Source organism: Kitasatospora sp. NPDC034035 (genome assembly GCF_055575755.1).
Genome location: NZ_JBVISA010000007.1, coordinates 45,597 through 65,945 on the forward strand (window position 1 = coordinate 45,597; position 20,349 = coordinate 65,945).

Below are 20,349 nucleotides of genomic sequence, written 5' to 3' on the forward strand. Positions count from 1 at the left end.
GGGGTCGGGGCGGTCGGCTCAGGCCCGGTGGGGCGGGTGCAGTGCGAGGTGCCAGGTGTGGGTGGTGTACGAGCCCATGCGGGTCGGGTGGCGTTCGACCAGGGTGACGTCGAGGCGGTCGGCGGTGCGGCGCAGCGAGCCGGTGAAGCGGTGCTGCCGGTCGGGGGCCAGCGGGTGCAGCTCGGCGAGGACGGTGTCGTCCAGGTCGCGGCCGACGGCGCGCAGCGTCCCCGCGTCGAGCACCAGGAGGGTGCCGTCGGGCAGCACCAGCGGCTCGGGGGCCTGCGGGTCGGCGAGCAGCGGGCCGCGCTCGATCAGTCCGCCGGGCAGCAGCCGCACCACCCGGCTCCCGGTCGGGCGGCGGCGGTCCGTCTCGACGACGCGCAGGCCGCTGCCGACGACGTAGTGGCCGTAGCTGCGCCAGGAGTCGACCAGGGCGCCGTCGCGGTCGTACGCCCGGGTGTCGAAGGCGTCGTAGCCCTCCAGGCCGAGGACGAAGCGGCCGCCGCCGAGGGCCGCCGCGCGCTCGCCGCGCAGTTCGGCGACGGGGGTGCCGTCGGCGAGGTCCAGCAGGAGGGCGGGGCCGAGGTGGCCCCAGGCGGTGTAGTCGAACGAGTCGGTGGTGACCAGCACCCGGCCGGAGGAGATGTGGGCCGCGTTCGGTCGCCCCGGGCAGGGCTGCCGCCAGCGGACCCGGCCGGTGGCGTCGACGCAGCTGAGTTCGCCGTCGCGGCCGTGCACCGCCAGTCCGTCCCGCCGGGCCAGCGGCCCTTCCGGGCGTCCCTGCGGCCGCCCGCCCTTCCTGCGATGGTGATCCGTGACCGTGACCCGCCAGCTCCCCATGGCCGGGATGGTAGTGGGTTCCGCCGAACGGCGGAGGCGGTTTCGGAGGGTGCCCGAACGGCCGACAATTCCTCCGGGAGCCCGGGGACTTTCCCCAGGAGCCGAGGAGGAGGCCGCGGTGGAGTTCGAGGTGATGATCGAGATCCCGCAGGGGTCGCGGAACAAGTACGTGATGGACTTCGTGGCGGGCCGGATCCGCCTCGACCGCACCCTGTTCACGGCCACCCGCTACCCCGCGGACTACGGCTATGTCGAGGGCACCCTCGGCGGCGACGGTGAGCCGCTGGACGCCCTGGTGCTCGGCCGGGAGCCGGCCGTCCCGGGCTGTGTGCTGACCTGCCGGGCGGTGGGCATGTGGGTGATGCGCGACGAGCGCGGGCCCGACCAGAAGGTGCTCTGCGTCCCGGCCCGGGACCCGCGCTACGCGGCCTTGCAGGACATCGGTGACCTGCCGGAGTTCGACCTGCTGGAGATCACCCACTTCTTCCGGGTGTACAAGGACCTGGAGCGCGGCAAGTCCGTCGAGGGTTCGCACTGGGCGGACCGCGAGGCCGCCCACGCGGAGATCGCCGCGTCGCGGGCCCGGGCCGTGGGGACGTGCTTCGCCGACCCGGTGTGAGGGACGTGCGGGAGCGTGGTGGGGGCGCACCGTCGGGCGTCGACCCGCCCCCTGCCGCCGCGGCTGGGACTCGGAGGCGGCCGCTCAGAGGCGGGCGCTGCTGAGGATGGCGCGGACCTGGTCGGCGATCGCGGCCTCGTTCTGTTCGAACTCCGGCGCGGTGAGGCGGTTCCGGTCGGTGGGGAGGCCGGTCAGGACCGGGGTGTGGAGGTGGCCGCCGGGGAGGTCGGGGGCGAGGTCGAGACGGAGGCGGTTGGAGCGGTAGGCGACTTCGTTGGAGAGGTAGCCGCCGCCGCCTCCGGCGACCGCGCGGGAGTCGGGGGTGGGGCCGTCGGCACGGACGACGGGGTCGGTGGCGCCTGCGGGGATCTCGGTGACGGGGGTGTTGAGCAGGACGGGGTAGGGCTGCTGGACGGCCGTCATGGCGTCGGTGGGCAGGGTGGTGTGGATGAACTGGGGTCCGTCGGCCAGGCCGGGGGCGTCGACCGGGTGCCGCGTGGTGCCGCCGGAGAGCGCGCCGAGGTTGTCGGTGGCGGGGTCGGCGGAGCGGGCGCGTCCGGCCCAGGCCTCCAGGGTGAACATGCCGGGGTAGCCCTGGCTGATGCTGGTGATCAGGTCGGCGGACTGCGGGCCGGGCACCAGGTGCGGGCCGAAGGCGCGTTCCACGATCCCTTCGTCGAAGTCGCCGTAGCGCACCGGCAGGACGACGGCCCGCACCTCGGCGGTGCTGCCGTCGGCGAGGGTGATCCGCCGCCCGTTCAGTTGCAGGACGGCCGAGCCGGAGGGGTTGGCGCGACGCGGCTCGGTGTCCAGACCGTACGGGTCGAAGCCGCTGACGAAGATGCGGCGGAGGTCGGGCGCGGTGCTGAAGCCGTCGTCCAGGCCGCGTGAGGCGTCCTCGAAGCGGGCCCGGAGCCCGGCCTGGTCGACGGTGAACCCGGGCTGCCAGCGCGACAGTTGGACCGTCATGGCGAGCCGGGTCCAGTACAGCGGGCGGTCGTCGCGGGCGGGCAGTTCACCGCTCGGCCGCCGGCCCTGGGCGCGGTCGACGCCGGCCTGCCAGAGCGCCCGGCCCCAGGCATCGACCACCCGCTCGGCGCGGTGGGCGTTGCGGGCGGCGCATAGGGCGGCGGGGAAGCCCCGGAGCAGGTCGTTCAGGCCGGACCGCTCGGTGAAGGCGGCGGTGCGGGCGTCCTGGAGGCGGGCCTGCTCGGCGTCCGGCGACGCCGTCGCGGCGGTGCGGCAGCCGCCGGGGTCGGCGTGGGCGGCGGCCGGGGCCAGTAGGGCGGCGAGCGTTCCGGTGAGGGCGGCGGCCAGTCCGGCGGTACGGCGAAGGAATGTCATGTCACCTGACAATAGGTCCGGACCTGATGCCCCGCCAGAGTGCCGCCGAGCGGCCCGTAGGCTGGGCCGGTGACAGCGCCCGACCTCACCCTCACCTCCCTGATCGCCGACCCGTACGGCGGCTACGACCGGCTGCGCGCCGACGCCCCCGTCCACCGGGTCGTCGGCCCGGACGGCCTGCCCTTCTGGCTGGTGACCCGCTACCCGGACGTGCGCCGGGCCCTCGCCGACCCCCGGCTCGCCCTCGACAGGGCGCACGCCGCCCCCGGCAACTACCGCGGCTTCGCGCTGCCGCCCGCGCTGGACGCCAACCTGCTCAACATGGACCCGCCGGACCACACCCGGATCCGCCGCCTGGTCTCCCAGGCCTTCACCCCGCGCCGGATCGCCGCCCTGCGCGCCCCGATCGAGAAGGTCGCCGAGCAGCTCTTGGACGCCATGGCCCCGGCGGGCCGCGCCGACCTGCTCGCCGCGTACGCCGCACCGCTGCCGATCACCGTCGTCTGCGACCTGCTCGGCGTCCCCGAGGACGACCGGCACGACTTCCGCGCCTGGACCGACACCCTCATCACCCCCGACCCCGAGCACCCCGAGGCCGCCCGCGCCGCCGTCAAGGCGATGCTCGGCTTCTTCACCGGACTGATCGAGCACAAGCGCACCGAACCCGGCGACGACCTGCTCTCCGACCTGATCGCCGTCCGCGACGAGCAGGAGGACGAGCGCGGTGACCGGCGCGGCGAGGGCGACGGCGCCGACCGGCTCTGCGACGGCGCCGACCGGATCGGGGAGGCCGGTGACCGGCTCAGCGAGGACGAACTGACCTCGCTCGCCTTCCTCATCCTCTTCGCCGGCTACGAGAACACCGTCCACCTCATCGCCAACGCCGTCCTCGCCCTGCTCACCCACCCCGAGCAGCTCGCCGCCCTGCGCGCCGAACCGGAACTGATCGACGCCGCCGTCGAGGAACTCGCCCGCTTCGACGGCCCCGCCCCGCTCGCCATCCGCCGCTTCCCGCGCGAGGACGTCACCATCGGCGGCGTCACCGTCCCGGCGGGGGAGACCGTGCTGCTCGCCCTCGGCTCCGCCAACCGCGACCCCGAGCAGTTCACCGACCCCGACCGGCTCGACCTGCACCGCCGCGAGAACGGCCACCTCGCCCTCGGCCACGGCATCCACTACTGCCTCGGCGCGCCGCTGGCCCGGATGGAGACCGCCATCGCGCTGACCGCCCTGCTGCGCCGCTTCCCCGACCTCGCCCTGGACGCGCCGGTCGAGCAGCTGCGCCACCGACCCACCCTGCGGGCCCGTGGCCTGCGGGAACTTCCCGTGCGGTACTGAGCCCGGCCGCTTCGGCACTGACGCGATCCTGACGACGCGGCCGGGAACCAGCGCGAGATCTACAGCGTTGTCGTGGTCGAACAGCGGTACTCGTACGGTCGTGGAGGAAGTCCCATGAGTGTGGCCCTGACGAAGGGCGGCAACGTCTCCCTGGGCACGCAGGCCCCCGGGCTGCTGGTAGTCCGGGTCGGCCTCGGCTGGACGGCGGGGGCCGGGTACGACCTGGACGCCAGCGCACTGCTGTGCGGGGCGGACGGGAAGGTCGGCGCGGACCGGAACTTCGTCTTCTTCAACAACCTGCGCAGCCCGGACGGCTCGGTCCGCCACCACGGCGGCTCGGGCGGCTCGGGCAGCTCCGGCAGCGGAGCCGACCGCGAACAGATCGAGGTCCGGCTCGCGGAGGTCTCCCCCTTCGTGGAGAAGATCGTCTTCGCGGTGGCGATCTACGACGCGGCGCAGCGACGCCAGAGCTTCGGGCAGGTCCGCGGCGCGTACATCCGGATCACCGACCCGGACGGCGGCGCCGAGGTGGCCCGCTACGACGTGGCGCCCGAGGCGGGCAGCGAGACGGCGATGGTGTTCGGCGAGCTGTACCGGCACGGCGCCGACTGGAAGTTCCGGGCGGTCGGGCAGGGGTACGCCGCCGGGCTCGCGGGCATCGCCACGGACTTCGGCGTGGACGTCCTGCAGCCCGCGGCGGCTCCGACCCCGGCTGCCGCTGCCCCGGCTCCGGTGAAGCCCGCCGTGCCGTCCGCGCCGCCCGCGCCGGTGGTTCCCGCCGCCGTGCCCCCCGTACCGCAGACCCAGCCAGTAGCAGGGAGTTCCCCCGTGACGTGCTTCTTCGACCCCTCGCACGGCGCCGGCACGACGGCGGTGCTGTGGTCGCCGCAGTGGGGCGTGCCCCGCCAGATCGAGACCTGCGTCGCCTGCGCCCAGCGGGTGCAGACCACTGTCCCGCCGTTCTACACCCCGCAGCAGGGCTACCCGCAGCCCGTCCAGCAGCAGGGGTACCCGCAGGTGCCCGGCCAGCAGGCGCAGGGCGGCGGCCGGCGCTTCGGCACCGGTGCGCTGATCGGCGCCGGCGCGGCGGGTCTGGTCGGCGGCGCGCTGCTCAACGAGGCGTTCGACGACGACGGGCCCGAGGTCGTCGTCAACAACTACTACGAGGACGACGGCCTCTTCTGAGCCGTCAGACCACAGCTGCGGAAGGGCCGTCGGGGGTTACCCCGGCGGCCCGTGCTGTCCAGGACGGTGTGACGACGCCATTCAAGCACGTCCAGATCTACGACCCGAACGGCCGGGAGCACGGCTGCGGCGCGGGCGGCCGGGCGGCCGACTCGCTGCCCGGGCTGATCGGCGCGCTGGCCCTGCTGACCCGCTTCGATGACCGGATCCGCAACGGCGACGCGAAGGCCGCGCTGGACGAGTTCGTCGCGCTGCTGGAAGAGTTGGGGCAGGGGCCGGACGATTCCGATCTCTGGGGCGACCCGGTGGAGAACCTGCGGGAGGAGTACGAGGACCAGGACGAGGACTGACCTCTCCTCCGTCGACGGCGGCCGCACAACGCACCTGCGCTGTGCGGCCGTTCGCATGTCCGGACGGTTCGTGGAGCCGGGCCTTCGGCGGGGCCGGCCGCGCCGCAATGACGTCGAGCGCACGATCAATCGCCCGAAGCACTTCCGCGCCGTCGACGCGCTACGACAAGCGCGCCTACATCGTCCGCGGGACTGTCGGCGTTGCTTCGATCCGGCTCTGGCTCCGTGGACAGATCAATTATCCCAAGGGCCGGACGGGTCTGTCACCGTCCTCTGGAAGGAAATTTTGGGGTGATTTGCACACCTAGGGTTGCGGATGACCGGCGAGAACCTCGATCTGACTTGGAGTTGGGATGGCATCCGACGTTGCCGTAGTGGCCAGGGAGCTCACCGACATGGCGGCGGCAGATCACCGGGCCGCGCGCCACGCGAACAGTGCTGCCCCGGCGGAGCAGTTGGCGTGGCGCCGCTTGACCGCGCAGCACGCGGACCGTCTCAGCGAGATCATGGACGCGCACGGATGGCCGACCGCGGAACTGGTCGGTGAGGACGCGGCCCGGGCCGCGTGGCTGATCGCGCAACACGCCGACCGACAGCTCGACGTCCAGCGGCGCGCGCTGCGGCTGATGGAGCAGGCGGTGGCCAACGGCGCCGCCAGCTCGCGAGATCTTGCCTTCCTGCGGGATCGCACCCTTGTGAACGAAGGTCGGAAGCAGATCTACGGCACACAGATCGCCGGGGTAGAGGACGCCTCGCCTGTCCCGTGGCCCTGTGAGGATCCCGAGCGCATGGACGAGCGCCGCGCGGAAGTTGGCATCCCGCCGTTCGACGAGTACGTCGCTCAGTTCTCGCAGGCCTGACTCATCCGGGTGCCGGCGGATCACGCTCACGCCTGATCCGCCGGACGGACCCTAGCGGCGGTGCCAGGCGGCGAGCAGGTCGGCCTCCTGTTCGGGTGTCAGGGTCTCCGGCAGCGGCTCGAAGGGCGGGATGTCCCGGGCCGTGTCGGCCACCGGGCGGGGTGTGAGGCCGGTGGCGAGGGCCGCGGCCGGGTCGGCGGTGTTGGTGGCCCGGAGCTGCGGGTTGCGGGGCCAGAGCGGGAGTGCGCGGTCGGGGATGCCGGCTGCGCGCAGGAAGTCCTCGGCCACCCAGGTGAGGGTGGTGCCGGCCGGGGCGACCGCCGAGGCGACGGCGTCGAGCAGGTCGCCGAAGGTGAACGGCGGTGGAGCGGCGGCGTGGTAGGTGCCGGAGGCGTTCCGTTCCAGCAGTGCGAGCATCCAGGCGGCGAGGTCCCGGGCGTCGACGACCTGGATCGGCGCGTCGGGCCGGCCCGGTGCCAGGACCTCGCCGCCCCGGGTGAGGCGCTGCACCCAGTAGTCGAAGCGGTGGGTGTAGTCGTGGGGGCCGATCACGTACGTGGGGCGCACCAGCAGCGTCTCCGGGCCGAACGCCTGCCGGGCCGCGCGTTCGCACTGGACCTTGAGGACGCCGTAGGTCTCGCCGGTGATCGTGTCGGGCTCCGGGCCGTCGGCGGGGCGCAGCGGGGAGTCCTCGGTGTAGGCGGGGGCGGCCGGGGTGTCGTACACCGCCATGGACGAGACGAGGAGGTAGCGTCCGGCGGCGCCGGGGTCGAGGGCGGCGGCCAAGTCCCGGATCTGGCGCGGGTAGTAGGCGCTGACGTCGACGGTGGCGTCCCAGCTGCGGCCGCGCAGCACGGACAGGTCGGCGTCGCGGTCGGCGATCAGGTGGGTGGCGTGGGGGAGCAGGTGGGCGCCGGACCTGCCCCGGTGCAGCACCGTGACGTCGTGCCCGGCGGCGAGGGCGGCCTCGGCGAGGTGGCGGCCGACGAACCTGGTGCCGCCCATGATCAGTATGCGCATCGGTCCATCGTGCCAGAGCGGGTTTCGGCCGCACCGGGGCGGCCGTGATGGTGCGGAAGTTGCCCGTGGGGTGCGCGAGTTGGGGCATGGTGTGTGCAGGCGCGGCAGGTCCTGTGTTCGATTGTCGACAGGTGCATGCGGCGCCCGGGAGTGGCGCCGGGGCTCCGGGAGCGCCTTCTCCGCAGGTCAGCGCTCCGGTATCGAAAGGGAAGCGGGTTGGTGCGACGGCCGTCGAAACGCCTGATACCTCGTCAAAGTTCCTTGTTTTCCTGCGAACTTCCGTGAGGCCGCTTTAAGCTCCCGTTAACAATGGCGGCTTTCCGCCACTCACGAGCTCCCTCGCGAGGTCGGGCGGCAGGCCCCCACTGGTGATGCCCAACGTGATGATGCTCAACTTGACGATGAGAGCAGGGATGACGACGACAAGTGAACGACCAGCCGGTGCCGCGCGCGGCCCGGACCGGTGGCGACCGGGTGGGATCGGCCGTCGAACCGCAGGCGGCGCGGTGGCACTCGCCGTCGCGATCGGCGCCTGCTCGCTGGCGGTGGCCCCGTCGGCGTTTCCGCAGACCGGCGACGGCACGGTCACGGTCCGGGTGATCCGGGCCGTCGACACCAGCGGGGTGTGGACGCCCGTGCTGGAGCCGGGCATGGCGGGCGTGAAGGTGACGCTCACCGACGACTCCGGTGCCGGCATCGAGGGCACCACGGCAGCCGACGGCACGGTGACGCTCGCACCGGCCGCGAGCAAGGCGACCGGTGGCAAGTACCGCGTGCAGGTGGTGAATCCGAAGCCGGGCGTGCTCTTCCCGGCCTTCGCCTCACGCCAGGGACTGACGGGCGCGCCCAACCAGCTCAGCTCCAACGAGGAGTTCGTCGACCTCACCGGCGGCAAGAAGGCGGAACTCACCACCGGGCTGTGGAACCCGGGCGACTACTGCCAGAAGAACGCGCCGCTGGTGTCGACCTGTCAGCCGGCCACCCGGGAGGGCGGGGCCCAGCACACGCTGGTGTCCTACCCGTACAGCTCCCGGGGCGTGGCCGGCACCGACGTGACCGTGACCGACCTGGCCACGGCCGAACAGACCGGCAACCTCTACGGCATCGCCTGGAACCGGGCCGACCGGCGGGTGTTCTCCTCGGCCCAGGCCAAGCGGAGCACGAGTTACGGCCCGGGTGGCCCCGGCGCGATCTACGTGACCGACCCGGCGCAGAAGAAGACCACGCTGTTCGCCACCGTCCCGGACGCGGGCACCACTCCGCACGGCCCGGGCAACGACGACGCCTTCCTGGCCGCGGTGGGCAAGGAGAGCCTCGGCGCCATCAAGGTCACCGACGACGGCAAGGACCTGTTCGTCGTCAACCTCAACGACCGCAAGCTCTACCGCTACGACGCCACCGCGCCGACGGCGGCCGAGCCGAAGGCCGCCTACCCGATCCCCGACCCGGGCTGCCCGGCGGCCGGGGACTGGCGTCCGTACGGCCTCGGCCTCCAGGACGGCACCGGCTTCCTCGGCGGCGTCTGCTCGGGCGAGTCCACCGGCAAGGCCTCGGACCTGCGCGCCGTGGTGCTGCCGTTCGACCCGGCCACCGGCGCGTTCAAGAAGGCCGTGCTGGACCAGCCGCTCGACTACCCGCGCGGCGCCACGGTCGGCGGGACGTGCCCCGGCACCGCCTGGTTCCCGTGGCAGGACACCTACCCGGCCACCCAGAACGGCCAGGCCTGCACCAGCTACATGGCCAACCCCGAGCCGGAGTTGGCCGAGATCGCGTTCGAGACCGACGGCTCGATGCTGATCGCCTTCCGGGACCGCTTCGGCGACCAGTCGGCGGCCGGACCGACGGCCGGCACGATGGCCACCGTCCTGTCCGGCGGTGACCTCAACAAGGCCTGCCCGGTGAACGGCATGTACGTGCTGGACACCAACAAGGGCTGCGGAATCACGACCCGGGGCACCCGGGTCTTCGACAACAACCGCCTCGGCCACAACAACGCCGCGAATGCCGGGATGGCGTTCTCGAAGGTCGAGAACTCCATCGCGACCTCGGGCTACGACAGCAACGGCATGGCCTTCGGCTACGGCACCGCCTTCGTCCAGCGCGACGGCAAGGCCGACGGCGGCGTGCGGCTCAACCCCGTCGGGCCGGTCCCGCCGTTCGGCAAGGGCGCCGCGATGGGCGACCTCGAAGTCCTCTGCGACCAGGCGCCGCTGCAGATCGGCAACCGGGTCTGGTACGACCCCGAGCGCAGCGGCCTCCAACTGCCGGGCCAGCGCCCGGTGCCTGGGGCCACCGTCCACCTGTACGACGAGTCGGGGAAGCTCGTCGGCACCACCAAGACGACCACCCGCGGCGAGTACTACTTCGACGACAGCAACGTCGACGGCGGCCTCAAGCCGAGGACCAAGTACACGATCAAGCTGGACAACCCGGCGGACTACGCCAAGGACGGCCCCCTCTTCCAGTGGGTGCCGACCGAACACGACGTCGGCGACAACCGCTTCGTCGACTCCGACGGTGTCGTCCCGTCCGGCGGGAAGTATCCGGAACGGGCACTGACCACCGGCGGACCGGGCGAGAACGACCACAGCTTCGACTTCGGCTTCCGCCGGCAGGAGGGCGCGCTGCGCCTGGTCAAGCACGACCAGGACGGCAAACCGCTGGCCGGCGCCACGTTCCAGCTGTGGCACGAGACCAACGGGACGGACGGGCTGCAGTCGACCGGCGACAAGCCCGACGCCAAGGTCGGTGCGCCCTGTACGACCGGTGCCGACGGCCTCTGCCAGGGCACCGGGCTGCCGGGGTCGTACTACTGGCAGGAGCTGAGCCCGCCCGCGGGCTACGCCGCGCCGGAGATCACGGTCTTCGGGCCGCTGGTGCTGACCTCGGCGAACCTCGATGCCGGCGTGGAGGTGACGGCCGTCAACAAGCTGATCCCCACGCCGACGCCGACACCCACCCCGACCGAGACGCCGACGCCGACTCCGACCCCGGAGCCGACGACGGCGGCTCCGGTACCGCCTGCCCCGCCGGGCCCCGCACCCGGGCACCTGCCCAACACCGGTGCGGGCGAGGGGATGCCGATCGCCCTGACCAGCGCGGCGGCACTGATCGCCTTCGGCACGGCACTGGTGCTGGTGGTCCGTAGGCGCAAGGCCGCCCAGCGCGGCCAGCACGGCTGACACCCAGGAGCCCGAGGCGGGGAGACCCGCGCCGGGCCCGATCGGGCGGGTTCGCGGACCGATGGTCCCCGGACCCGCCCGACTGTCGTGACCGACCGAGGAGAAAGAGCACCCGCATGCCCCGGAAGACGAAGGCCGACGGCCGCAGGCAGCGTCGGGCCGTCCGGCTGAGGACCCTGATCGCGATCGTGGTGTGCGGCACCGCGGCGGGTGGCCTGGTCGTCTACCGGACGGTCTCCGACGAGACCGCCGAACGCCCGGTGACCACCGACGAGGCCTCCCGGCTGGCGCTCTCGCGGCTGAACCTCTACCAGGCCGGCCCGGTGGGGATGACGCTCACGGCCACCGAGGGCGGGGGCGTCACCATCCGGGTCGAGGGTGTCGTGGACTACCGCACCCACCGGGGTGTGGGCCGCTACCGGACCACCGGGGCGAGCGGGCCGCTCGACCACGGCCTGATCGTCTGGGACACCGGCGGTCTCGGGCTGGCCCCCGAGCCGGCCGGCGTCGACGACCCGCCCTGGCAGCAGGCCGAGCACGTGCCGCGGCCGGGCTGGTCACCGCGCTCCTACACCGCGGACCCCCTGGACGCCGGACTCAGCCTGGTGGTCCAGCTCGGTGCCGACCGCCCCGACAACCCGCTGCTGCTCGCCCAGTCCGGGGCGCGCTGGCTGGGCCGGGACCGGATCGACGGCCGCGGCTACGACCGCTTCGCCGGGCCGCGCGCCCAGGGCTCCGCACCCGACGGCGGACGGTCGCCGCTGACGTACTGGGTCGACGGCGACGGCACACTGCGGCGGGTGACCATGCGGATGCCGGGCCTGGGCGCGCCGACCACGGCGGAGTTCTCCGGCCACGCCGACGGCGCCAAGCTCCCCGAGGCGCCATGGCTGGCCGGCTGACGCCGCCGTGGCCGTCTCCGAGAGATCGGCCGTCCGTTCGCATGGCCGCATGGCCGTATGGCCGCATGCTCTGGGGGAGAAACACCGCAGGGAAGGAGACGCGTTGGCCCAGCGCCAGGACAGGTGGTCGGTGAACAGCCCGCCCAGCAACGGCCCGATCACCGTGGCCACGCCGAACACCGCGCCGATCGCGCCCTGGTACTTGCCGCGTTCGCGCAGCGGGATGACGTCGGCGATCAGCGCCATGGCGGTGACCATCAGGCCGCCCGCGCCGAGGCCCTGCACCGCCCGCCAGGCGATCAGCAGGGTCATGTTGGTGGCCAGCCCGCACAGGAAGGAGCCGCAGACGAAGACGATCGCCGAGGCCTGGAACAGCAGCTTGCGCCCGTACAGGTCGCCGAACTTGCCGGCCGGCACGGTGGCGACCGTCTCGGCCAGCAGATAGGCCGTCACCACCCAGGACATGTGCGCGGCCCCTCCGAGGTCCGCGACGATGGTGGGCAGCGCGGTGCCGACGATGGTCTGGTCGAGGGCGGCCAGCAGCATGCCGAGCACGATCGTGGCGAAGACGACGTTTCGCTGCCGGAGGTCCAGCACCGGCGGGGCGGACGGCGGGCTCTCGGTGGCGACGGTCATGCCGTCAGCCTCTGGGGTGCGGGCGCCGACCGCGATCCGGTTCGGCCGTTCGAGTGAGGGACGGCACAGGGACGGCATGAAGGACTGCGTGCATGAGTGAGTGCAAGGACGGCGGGTGGCGGCCCGGGTGGCGGCCCAAGGTGGGCAGCGCGACGATGAGCCGAGCGACGCCGGCCGACGACCGGTCGGGCCGCAGGCCGCCCCGGACACCGGGAAGAGGCTCCCATGACCCCCCACCCCCCGCCCACCTCCGCGCACCCGGACCCGGAACCGGACCCGGCCCCGGAGCCGCCCGGTGCCTCCGCCGCGGGCGGGCGGGCCACCGCGCGGCGCTGGCGGGCGCTCGCGGTCTGCCTGGTCGCCGGGTTCATGACCCTGCTGGACGTCAGCATCGTCAACGTCGCCCTGCCGACCGTACGGGCCGGGCTGCACATGTCGGAGAGCGGCCTGCAGTGGGTGCTCAGCGGCTACGCGCTGGCCTTCGGCCTGGTGCTCGTCCCGTCCGGGCGGCTCGGCGACGCGCGCAGCCGGCGGGCCGTCTTCCTCGCCGGGCTCGCCCTGTTCACCGCGGCCAGCGCGCTGGCCGGCGCGGCGCAGAACCAGGAGTGGCTGGTGCTGGCCCGGCTGTTCCAGGGCGCGGCGGGCGGTGTGCTCGTGCCGCAGGTGTCCGGCTTCATCCAGACCCTCTTCCAGGGCGCCGACCGCGGCCGGGCCTTCGGCGCGCTCGGCGCCACCATCGGGCTGTCCACCGCCGTCGGGCCGCTGCTCGGCGGGCTGCTGATCCACCTGTTCGGCCCGCAGGACGGCTGGCGGTGGGTGTTCCTGGTCAACCTGCCGATCGGCGTCGCCGCCCTGCCGATCGCCTACCGGCTGCTCCCGCCGCCCCCGCCGGCCGCCGAGCGGGCCGGGCACCGCGACTTCGACCCGGTCGGGGTGGTGCTGCTCGGCGCCGGCACGGTCGCGCTGCTGCTGCCGTTCGTCCAGGAACAGCAGTGGCACAGCCCGGCCCGCTGGCTGCTGCTGCCGGTGGCGGCGGTGCTGCTCGCGGCCTTCGTCGGCTGGGAGGTGTACTACGGGCGGCGGCACGAACCGCTGGTGAGCATGGCGCTGTTCGCGGTGCGCCCGTACGCGGCGGGGGTGCTGCTGTCGCTGGTGTACTTCGCCGGGTTCACCGCGATCTTCTTCATCTTCACGCTGTACCTGCAGGCCGGACTGCACTACTCGGCGCTGGCGGCGGGCCTGGCGATCACCCCGTTCGCGGTCGGCTCGGGGGTGGCCGCGGCGGTCGGCGGGCGGTTGGTGAGCCGGCTCGGCCGACGGCTGGTGGTGGCCGGGCTGCTGCTGGTGCTGGGCGGGCTGCTGGCCTCGGCACTCGCGGTGCAGCTGTGGTCGGGGCCCCGGGTGGGCTGGACGACGGCGCTGCCGTTGCTGGTCGCCGGGGTGGGCAGCGGGCTGGTGATCGCCCCGAACCAGACGCTGACCCTCCAGCAGGTTCCGGTTGCCCGGGCGGGCAGCGCGGGCGGCGTGCTGCAGACCGCGCAGCGGGTCGGCTCGGCGGTGGGCATCGCGGTCGTCGGCTCGGTGTTCTTCGCCCATGCCCGCGGCCGCCACCCGGACTGGGCGACGGCCTTCCAGTTGGGCGTGGCGGTCGCGGCGGGCCTGGTGCTGGCGGCGTTGCTGGTCGCGGTGGCGGACACGGTGTCGGGGCGGTTTCCGAACCGGCGCGGCGCGGTAGGGAGTGGGTCGTGACCGATGCCCGAACGGACTTCCTGGCCGCGGCCCGCGCGGCCGAGCAGTTGCTGCGCCGCCCGGAGGTGGCCGAGGCGTGGCGCCGGCCGAGCGCGCTGGCGCAGTGGAGCGTCGGCGGGCTGGCCGGGCACCTGGCCTATCAGGTGCTGTGCGTGCCCGAGGCCTTGGCCGCCGCGGCGCCGGCCGAGGAGACGGTCGGCCTGCTGGACCACTACGCCCGGGTGGCGTGGGTCGGCGCGGCGCTCGACGCGGACATCAACGTGCGGATCCGGCAGGGCAGCGAGGCGTTCGCCGCCGACGGGCCGGCGGCACTGCACCGCCGGGTCGCCGGAGCGGTCGCGGACCTGACGGCCGCCCTCGCCGCGGCGGACGGCGCCCGGTCGGCCCGGCTGCCGTTCTGGGGGCCCTGGTCGCTCACCCTCGACGACCTGCTGGCGACCCGGACGATGGAACTGGCCGTCCACGCCGACGACTTGGCGGTCAGTGTCGGCGTTCCGACCCCCGGACTCCCGCCGGAGACGGCCGACGCCGTGGCCGGCCTGCTGGCCCGGCTGGCCGTCCGCCGGCACGGGTGGGTGGACGTGCTGCGGGCGCTCAGCCGGGCCGAGCGGGCGCCGGGGAGCATCGCGGCGTTCTGAGCCGTCCCCGGGCCCTCGGCCCTCAGTGGTCCCGGCGCCGGATCACGACCGCCGCGATCACCACCGAGGCGAGCGACCAGGCCGCGAAGGTGATCCAGGAGCCCGCGACGGTGGGTGGGTACTCGCTCGGGCGCTGGCCCGCCAGGGTGGTCCGGGCGAGACGCTGCCAGGCGGGCAGCGGCAGGGCGTGCAGCAGGTCGGCCGTCCAGCGGTAGCGCTCGGTGACGAGGGACGGGACGAAGAACAGCACCACGACCGTGCCCACCACCGCGCCCGCGCTGTGCCGGATCAGCGTGCCGAGGCCGAGCCCGACCAGCGCGCACACCGGACCGAACAGGACGGCCGCCGCGACGTACCGGAAGGCGGCGGGGTCGGTGAGGGACTGTCCGATGCCGACATCGGACAGGATCGCCTGGGTGGCGCCGAAGGAGACACCGACGCTGAGCACGCCGAAGCCGAGCATCACGGCCGTCAGCACGCACGCCTTGGCCACCAGCACCGCCCGGCGGTCCGGCACGGCCGCCAGGGTCGTGCGGATCATCCCCGTCGCGTACTCGCCCGCGATGACGATCGCGCCGATCGCGCCCCCGACGAGCATCAGGATGTCGGCGGAGGCCATGCCGAAGGCGGCGTTCAGCGCGACCTGCGCCATCATGACGGGGTCACCCTCGCCCGGCGTGGAGTGGTCGTGGGTGTACTGGGCGGACCTGAGGTTGGCGGCGACGACGGCCAGGGTGCTCAGGCCGAGCACCCACGGGATCGAGCGCAGCGACCAGAACTTGATCCACTCGGCGGCGAGCAGGTCGCCGAACCGGGCGCGCGGTTCGGCGCGGGCGGTCATGGCGTGGGCGGTCGCGGTGCTGTTCGTGCTTGTGCTGTTCGCGGTCGTGCTGGTCATCGGGGCTCTCCGGCGAGGTACTCGACGCTGTCGGCGGTCAGTTCCATGAACGCCTCCTCCAGGGAGGCGCCGCGGTCGGTCAGGGCGTGCAGCAACAGGCGCTGTTCCAGGGCGAGTTCGCCGATCCGGGTGGCGTCCAGGCCGGTCACCGCGAGGGCGCCGTCCGGGCCGGGGCGTACGGTGGCGCCCGCGGCCGCCAACACGGCGGCCAGCCGGTCGGGTTCGGCGGCCCGGACGGTGACGGCGGCCCGGCCCGCGCGGGCGGCGAACTCGGTGAGGCTCTCGTCGGCGATCAGCCGTCCGCGTCCGATCACCACCAGGCGGTCGGCGGTGTGCTCCATCTCCGCCATCATGTGGCTGGAGACGAACACCGTCCGCCCCTCGGCGGCAAGGCGGCGGAACAGTCCGCGCACCCACAGCACGCCCTCCGGGTCCAGCCCGTTCAGCGGCTCGTCGAAGAGCAGCACCGGCGGGTCGCCGAGCAGCGCGCCCGCGATGCCGAGCCGCTGCTTCATGCCCAGCGAGTAGCCGCCGATCCGCCGCCCGGCGGCCTCGGTGAGCCCGACCTCCGCCAGGACCTCCTCGACCCGCGCGGCCGGGACCGCGTTGCTCCGGGCCAGCGCCCGCAGATGGGCCCGGCCGGTGCGCCCGCCGTGGACGTCGCCCGCGTCGAGCAGCGCGCCGACGTGGCGCAGGCCGCGCGGGCGGCCGCGGAAGGTGTGGCCGTCGACGGTGACGGTGCCGGTGGTGGGGTCGTTCAGGCCGAGGACCAGCCGCAGGGTGGTGGACTTGCCCGCGCCGTTGGGGCCGAGGAAGCCGGTGACATGGCCGGGGCGGACGGTGAAGGTGAGACGGTCGACGGCGGTCCGGCGGGCGTTGCCGCGGCCGTAGAGCTTCGTCAGCTCGGTGACTTCGATCATGGGCTCCACGGTGCCGGGAAAGCGGGTGGCGCCGCATCGGACCGGCGTCGACAGTGCGGTCACCCCCCGGCCGTACAACCACGGGTGGATGACGGCTCACCGGCCCGTGGTTACGATCTTGAACCATGTCCTCGACCCCCAAGCCGCCGCTGTTCCGGCGCGTCCCGCCCGAGATCTGGGTCGGGCTCGCCTGGTGCGTGGCCGCCGCCTACCCCGCCGTCCGGCTCGGCGGTGACGCCGCGCAGCACCACGGCGCCGCCGCGCACGGCGGATGGGCGTTCACCCTGGCCGACACGGCGGTGGCCTTCACCGGCGCCGCGCTGGTGCGCCGGCTGCCGGTGCTGTCGGTCGCCCTGCTGCTGATCGCCACCTGGACGGAGACCGACGGCTGGGCCGGGGGCACCCAGGTGCCGCCCGGCGCGCTGGTCGCCGTGGACACCGCGCTCTGCCTGATCACCGCCACCCGGTCGCGCCGCACCTCGCGGGCCGCGTTCGCCCTGGTCATGGGTTTCCTGGTGCTGCACATCGGCCTGGTCCACGGCAACACCGTCGGGATCTTCACCGGCACCCACATCGGCTCCGCCGACGGCGCCGCACTGCTCGCGCTGGTCGCCTGGCTGGTCGGGCGTACGGTGCGGCAGAACCGGGAGCACGCCGAGGCGTTGAGCAGCCGGGCGGCCGCGGAGGCGGTCACCGCCGAACGGCTGCGGATCGCCCGGGAGATGCACGACACCGTCGCGCACAGCCTCGGCATCGTCGCGCTGCAGGCCGGCGCCGCCCGCCGGGTCATCGACAGCCGGCCCGAGCGCGCCAAGGCGGCGCTGGGCGAGATCGAGACCGCCGGGCGGGACACCCTGGCCGCGCTGCGCCGGATGCTCGTCGTCCTGCGCCGGGCCGACGGCGAGGCCTCGGCCACCGCCCCGCAGGGCCTGGCCGACCTCGACCGGCTGGCCGGGGCGACCACCGAGGCGGGCGTCCGGGTGGAGGTCCGGCGGCACGGCGAACAGAGGCCGCTGCCGCCGGAGATCGACCTCGCAGCGTTCCGGATCATCCAGGAGTCGGTCACCAACGTGGTCCGGCACGCGGACGCCGACGCCTGCGAGGTCTCCGTCGACCACCGGACGGCGGGGGAGCTGTCCGTCGAGGTCACCGACCGGGGGCGGGGCCGGGGGCGGGGCCGGGGGCACGGCACGGGCACGGGCAGTGGCTTCGGGCTGGCCGGGCTGCGCGAGCGGGTCGCCCTGCTGCACGGCGAGTTCGCCGCCGGGCCGCGCGCCGACGGCGGCTTCCGGGTTGCGGCCACGCTGCCGGTGCCGGTGCCGGTGCCCGGGCCGGTGCCGGTTCTCGCCGCCGCGCTCGCGGGGGAGGCGGGCGCATGATCAGGGTCGTGCTGGCCGACGACCAGCCACTGGTGCGGGCCGCGCTCGAGATGGTCATCACGGAGACCACCGACGTCGAGGTGGTCGGCGAGGCGGGCACCGGGACCGAGGCCGTCCGGCTCGCCGCCGAACTGCGCCCGGACGTCGTCGTGATGGACATCCGGATGCCCGGTATGGACGGCATCGAGGCCACCCGGCTGGTGACCGCCGCCGGCGGCCCGACCAGGGTGGTCGTGCTCACCACCTTCGACGAGGACGAGCACGTCTACGCGGCGCTGCACGCCGGGGCGTCCGGGTTCCTGGTCAAGGACATGGCGCTGGAGGACATCCTGGGAGCGGTGCGGGTGGTCGCCGCCGGGGACGCCCTGATCGCGCCGAGCGTCACCCGGCGGCTGATCGGCGCGTTCGCCGGCGCCCGGCCGCCCGAGCGGGTGCCCGGCCCCGCCGAGCGGGGCGCAGCCCTCCGCCGGCTGGAGGCGATCACCGACCGGGAGCGGGAGATCCTCACCCTGGTCGGCCGCGGCCTGTCCAACACCGAGATCGCCGCCGAACTGGTGCTCAGCATCGCCACCGTCAAGACCTACATGACCCGGCTGCTCGCCAAGCTCGACGCCCGCGACCGGGTGCAACTGGTCATCCTGGCCTACGAGGCGGGCCTGGTCTCCGTCCCCGGGTGACCGGGCCCGCCGCTGACGGCCGCTCAGCGCTTGATCGCCACGCCCGCGTACATCGCGATGTCCTGGTCGCGCACGGGTGCGGCGTCGGCGTCCGGGCGCCAGTGGTGGACCAGCGTGACGCCCGGGTCGAGCAGCTCGAAGCCGTCGAAGAAGGCCTCCGTCTCGGCCTTGTCGCGGATCTGCAGCGGGATGCCGCGCGCGTTGTACTCCCGGCCGACGCCGCCCACGCCGACCGGGTCGGTGTCGCCGGTGAACACCGTCAGGGCGAGGACGCTGCCGGGCGCCAGGGTGGCCATGAAGCGGCGAACGATGCCCTGCGGGTCGTCCTCGTCCAGCACCAGGTGGACGATCGCGATCAGCGACAGCGCCACCGGCTGGGAGAGGTCGAGCACCTCGCGCAGCCGGCGGTTGTTGATGATCGACTCCGGGTCGCGGAAGTCGGCGTCCACGTAACAGGTGCGGCCCTCGGGCGTGCTGGACATCAGCGCCCGCGCGTGGTTCAGCACGATCGGGTCGTTGTCCACGTACGCGACCCGGGCCTCGGGCGCGACCGCCTGCGCGACCTCGTGCACGTTCGGCGAGGTGGGGATGCCGGTGCCGATGTCCAGGAACTGCCGTACGCCGTACTGCTCGGCGAGGTGGCGCACCGAGCGCTGCATGAAGTCGCGGGTGGTCCGCATCGAGATCGGCAGCGACGGCCAGGCCCGGACCGAGGCGTGCGCGGCGACCCGGTCCGCCTCGAAGTTGGTCTTGCCGCCGATGAGGTAGTCGTAGACCCGGGCGGAGTGCGGGACGTCCATCCGCAGGTCCATCGACGGGTAGTGCTCCTGCGGACCGCGTTCCGCCCGGACCTCGTTCGCCATGCTCGCCCTCCCGTTGCTGGGAACCCGTCACCGGCCGCCGTGGTGGCTGCCCTTGGTGCGCATGGTAACGGTCGATCGGTATGACGAGATGACGAACCCTCGGCTCTGGCCCTCAGGTCTGGCCCTCAGCCTGGTTCTCCGGCTTGGCTCTCAGGCCGGGGCCTCCGGCAGGCTCGGCTCCACCAGCGCGCCGCCCGGCTGCCGGGGGACGGCCGCCGGGTCGGAACCGCCCCGGCGGTGCGCGGCGAGTTCGAGCGCGGCCCCGATCCAGGCCGCACCGAAGGACCACGTCGCCAGCCACTCGCACAGGAACAGCGGCCGCACCGACCAGTCGGCACCGATCCCCGTCGCCCCGGCCGCGACGGAGAGCACCAGGGCGACCAGGATCAGCACCCCGGCCACCAGGTAGGCCGCGCTCACCCGGGCCGGTTGGGTGGACCGGGGATTGCGGAAGGAGTAGAGGCAGAACATCGCCAGCATCACGAACAGCAGGCTCGCGAAGACCAGGTGGAACACCCCGATGGTCCGCCGGACGTCCGACGCGCCGTCCGGCGACGTCGGGCACAGCGCGACCCCGATCGCGAAGAGCCCGGCCGCCGTGCTCCAGCGGTCGTCCCGGCGGTCGAAGCGGTAGCAGATCAGGAACACTCCGAGCGCGCACAGGGAGCCGACGAAGACGTTCCGCGTGTCGGTGTAGTACGAGGCGCTCATCGAGCCCGGCCAGAAGCCGTCCGTACTGCGCCCCGTCACCTCGGCGGCCAGCCAGTTGCCGAACGGCAGGGCCGGCGGCAGCAGAATGCCGATCAGCCCGACGCCGAGACGGAGAAACGTGACGGTCCGTTCGTCCTGGACACCCCGCCGGGTGTCCGAAGCCTGCTGCGCGCGTGAGTCATGAGTCACGGACGCCTCCTTGCCTTTCGAGAGCGGCTGTCACCTGGTGTACCCG

18 protein-coding genes and 2 pseudogenes are annotated in these 20,349 nt (G+C 73.8%); 12 read left to right on the forward strand and 8 right to left on the reverse strand.

What is annotated here, in order from left to right:
• Positions 1-18 precede the first annotated feature (18 nt).
• Positions 19-843: an outer membrane protein assembly factor BamB family protein gene (locus ACZ52J_RS11960; protein ID WP_465617871.1), complete on the reverse strand. Its 825-nt coding sequence runs from the start codon at positions 841-843 to the stop codon at positions 19-21.
• A gap of 118 nt (positions 844-961) precedes the next feature.
• On the opposite strand from ACZ52J_RS11960, the gene ACZ52J_RS11965 reads away from it, so the two are divergent.
• The gene (locus ACZ52J_RS11965) at positions 962-1,462 is read left to right on the forward strand and encodes an inorganic diphosphatase (RefSeq protein ID WP_465617873.1); all 501 of its coding nucleotides are present in this window, start codon (positions 962-964) and stop codon (positions 1,460-1,462) included.
• Positions 1,463-1,546: 84 nt separating this feature from the next.
• Here the strand turns inward: ACZ52J_RS11965 and ACZ52J_RS11970 are convergent, their stop codons facing one another.
• The gene (locus ACZ52J_RS11970) at positions 1,547-2,806 is read right to left on the reverse strand and encodes a pyroglutamyl-peptidase I (RefSeq protein WP_465617875.1); all 1,260 of its coding nucleotides are present in this window, start codon (positions 2,804-2,806) and stop codon (positions 1,547-1,549) included.
• A 69-nt stretch (positions 2,807-2,875) separates the two neighbouring features.
• Here ACZ52J_RS11970 and ACZ52J_RS11975 point away from each other — a divergent pair, with 69 nt between their 5' ends.
• The 5 genes and pseudogenes from ACZ52J_RS11975 to ACZ52J_RS11995 all read left to right on the forward strand — a co-directional run bounded on the left by ACZ52J_RS11975 (position 2,876) and on the right by ACZ52J_RS11995 (position 6,539).
• Positions 2,876-4,144, forward strand: coding sequence for a cytochrome P450 family protein (locus ACZ52J_RS11975; protein WP_465617877.1), 1,269 nt, complete (start codon positions 2,876-2,878; stop codon positions 4,142-4,144).
• Positions 4,145-4,258: 114 nt separating this feature from the next.
• Positions 4,259-5,329: a TerD family protein gene (locus ACZ52J_RS11980; protein WP_465617879.1), complete on the forward strand. Its 1,071-nt coding sequence runs from the start codon at positions 4,259-4,261 to the stop codon at positions 5,327-5,329.
• 68 nt (positions 5,330-5,397) lie between these two features.
• The gene (locus ACZ52J_RS11985; RefSeq protein WP_465617881.1) at positions 5,398-5,679 is read left to right on the forward strand and encodes a hypothetical protein; all 282 of its coding nucleotides are present in this window, start codon (positions 5,398-5,400) and stop codon (positions 5,677-5,679) included.
• Positions 5,680-5,779: 100 nt separating this feature from the next.
• Positions 5,780-5,906 (forward strand): annotated as a pseudogene (locus ACZ52J_RS11990) (IS5/IS1182 family transposase); the annotation flags it as partial.
• Between the two features lie 126 nt (positions 5,907-6,032).
• Positions 6,033-6,539 carry a DUF6624 domain-containing protein gene (locus ACZ52J_RS11995; RefSeq protein ID WP_465617883.1) on the forward strand — a complete coding sequence of 169 codons (507 nt, stop codon included), beginning with the start codon at positions 6,033-6,035 and terminating at the stop codon, positions 6,537-6,539.
• 51 nt (positions 6,540-6,590) lie between these two features.
• Here ACZ52J_RS11995 and ACZ52J_RS12000 read toward each other — a convergent pair whose 3' ends face one another.
• Positions 6,591-7,559 (reverse strand): NAD-dependent epimerase/dehydratase family protein, encoded by a 969-nt coding sequence (locus tag ACZ52J_RS12000; protein ID WP_465617885.1) that lies wholly within the window; start codon positions 7,557-7,559, stop codon positions 6,591-6,593.
• Between the two features lie 506 nt (positions 7,560-8,065).
• On the opposite strand from ACZ52J_RS12000, the gene ACZ52J_RS12005 reads away from it, so the two are divergent.
• Entirely contained in the window at positions 8,066-10,741 is a 2,676-nt protein-coding gene (locus tag ACZ52J_RS12005) for an SdrD B-like domain-containing protein (RefSeq protein WP_465617887.1), read from the forward strand.
• Positions 10,742-10,857: 116 nt separating this feature from the next.
• Positions 10,858-11,643: a hypothetical protein gene (locus ACZ52J_RS12010; protein WP_465617889.1), complete on the forward strand. Its 786-nt coding sequence runs from the start codon at positions 10,858-10,860 to the stop codon at positions 11,641-11,643.
• 105 nt (positions 11,644-11,748) lie between these two features.
• Here the strand turns inward: ACZ52J_RS12010 and ACZ52J_RS12015 are convergent.
• Positions 11,749-12,279: pseudogene (locus ACZ52J_RS12015) on the reverse strand (MFS transporter); the annotation flags it as partial.
• Between the two features lie 225 nt (positions 12,280-12,504).
• Between ACZ52J_RS12015 and ACZ52J_RS12020 the strand changes: the two are divergent.
• Both ACZ52J_RS12020 and ACZ52J_RS12025 read left to right on the forward strand, forming a co-directional pair.
• The gene (locus tag ACZ52J_RS12020; protein WP_465617891.1) at positions 12,505-14,028 is read left to right on the forward strand and encodes an MFS transporter; all 1,524 of its coding nucleotides are present in this window, start codon (positions 12,505-12,507) and stop codon (positions 14,026-14,028) included.
• The gene (locus tag ACZ52J_RS12025) at positions 14,025-14,666 is read left to right on the forward strand and encodes a maleylpyruvate isomerase N-terminal domain-containing protein (RefSeq protein ID WP_465617893.1); all 642 of its coding nucleotides are present in this window, start codon (positions 14,025-14,027) and stop codon (positions 14,664-14,666) included. The genes ACZ52J_RS12020 and ACZ52J_RS12025 overlap by 4 nt, the downstream gene beginning before the upstream one ends.
• A 22-nt stretch (positions 14,667-14,688) precedes the next feature.
• Here ACZ52J_RS12025 and ACZ52J_RS12030 read toward each other — a convergent pair whose 3' ends face one another.
• Together ACZ52J_RS12030 and ACZ52J_RS12035 are read right to left on the reverse strand one after the other, a co-directional pair.
• On the reverse strand, positions 14,689-15,564 hold the full coding sequence (locus ACZ52J_RS12030) for an ABC transporter permease subunit (protein WP_465617895.1): 876 nt from the start codon (positions 15,562-15,564) through the stop codon (positions 14,689-14,691).
• Positions 15,561-16,484 (reverse strand): ABC transporter ATP-binding protein, encoded by a 924-nt coding sequence (locus ACZ52J_RS12035; RefSeq protein WP_360493745.1) that lies wholly within the window; start codon positions 16,482-16,484, stop codon positions 15,561-15,563. The genes ACZ52J_RS12030 and ACZ52J_RS12035 overlap by 4 nt, the downstream gene beginning before the upstream one ends.
• A gap of 125 nt (positions 16,485-16,609) precedes the next feature.
• On the opposite strand from ACZ52J_RS12035, the gene ACZ52J_RS12040 reads away from it, so the two are divergent.
• Both ACZ52J_RS12040 and ACZ52J_RS12045 read left to right on the forward strand, forming a co-directional pair.
• Positions 16,610-17,863 (forward strand): sensor histidine kinase, encoded by a 1,254-nt coding sequence (locus tag ACZ52J_RS12040; RefSeq protein ID WP_465617897.1) that lies wholly within the window; start codon positions 16,610-16,612, stop codon positions 17,861-17,863.
• On the forward strand, positions 17,860-18,540 hold the full coding sequence (locus ACZ52J_RS12045) for a response regulator (RefSeq protein ID WP_465617899.1): 681 nt from the start codon (positions 17,860-17,862) through the stop codon (positions 18,538-18,540). The genes ACZ52J_RS12040 and ACZ52J_RS12045 overlap by 4 nt, the downstream gene beginning before the upstream one ends.
• A 23-nt stretch (positions 18,541-18,563) precedes the next feature.
• Here ACZ52J_RS12045 and ACZ52J_RS12050 read toward each other — a convergent pair whose 3' ends face one another.
• The gene (locus ACZ52J_RS12050) at positions 18,564-19,403 is read right to left on the reverse strand and encodes an SAM-dependent methyltransferase (protein WP_465617901.1); all 840 of its coding nucleotides are present in this window, start codon (positions 19,401-19,403) and stop codon (positions 18,564-18,566) included.
• Positions 19,404-19,553: 150 nt separating this feature from the next.
• Positions 19,554-20,303, reverse strand: coding sequence for a hypothetical protein (locus ACZ52J_RS12055; RefSeq protein ID WP_465617903.1), 750 nt, complete (start codon positions 20,301-20,303; stop codon positions 19,554-19,556).
• Positions 20,304-20,349: the final 46 nt, after the last annotated feature.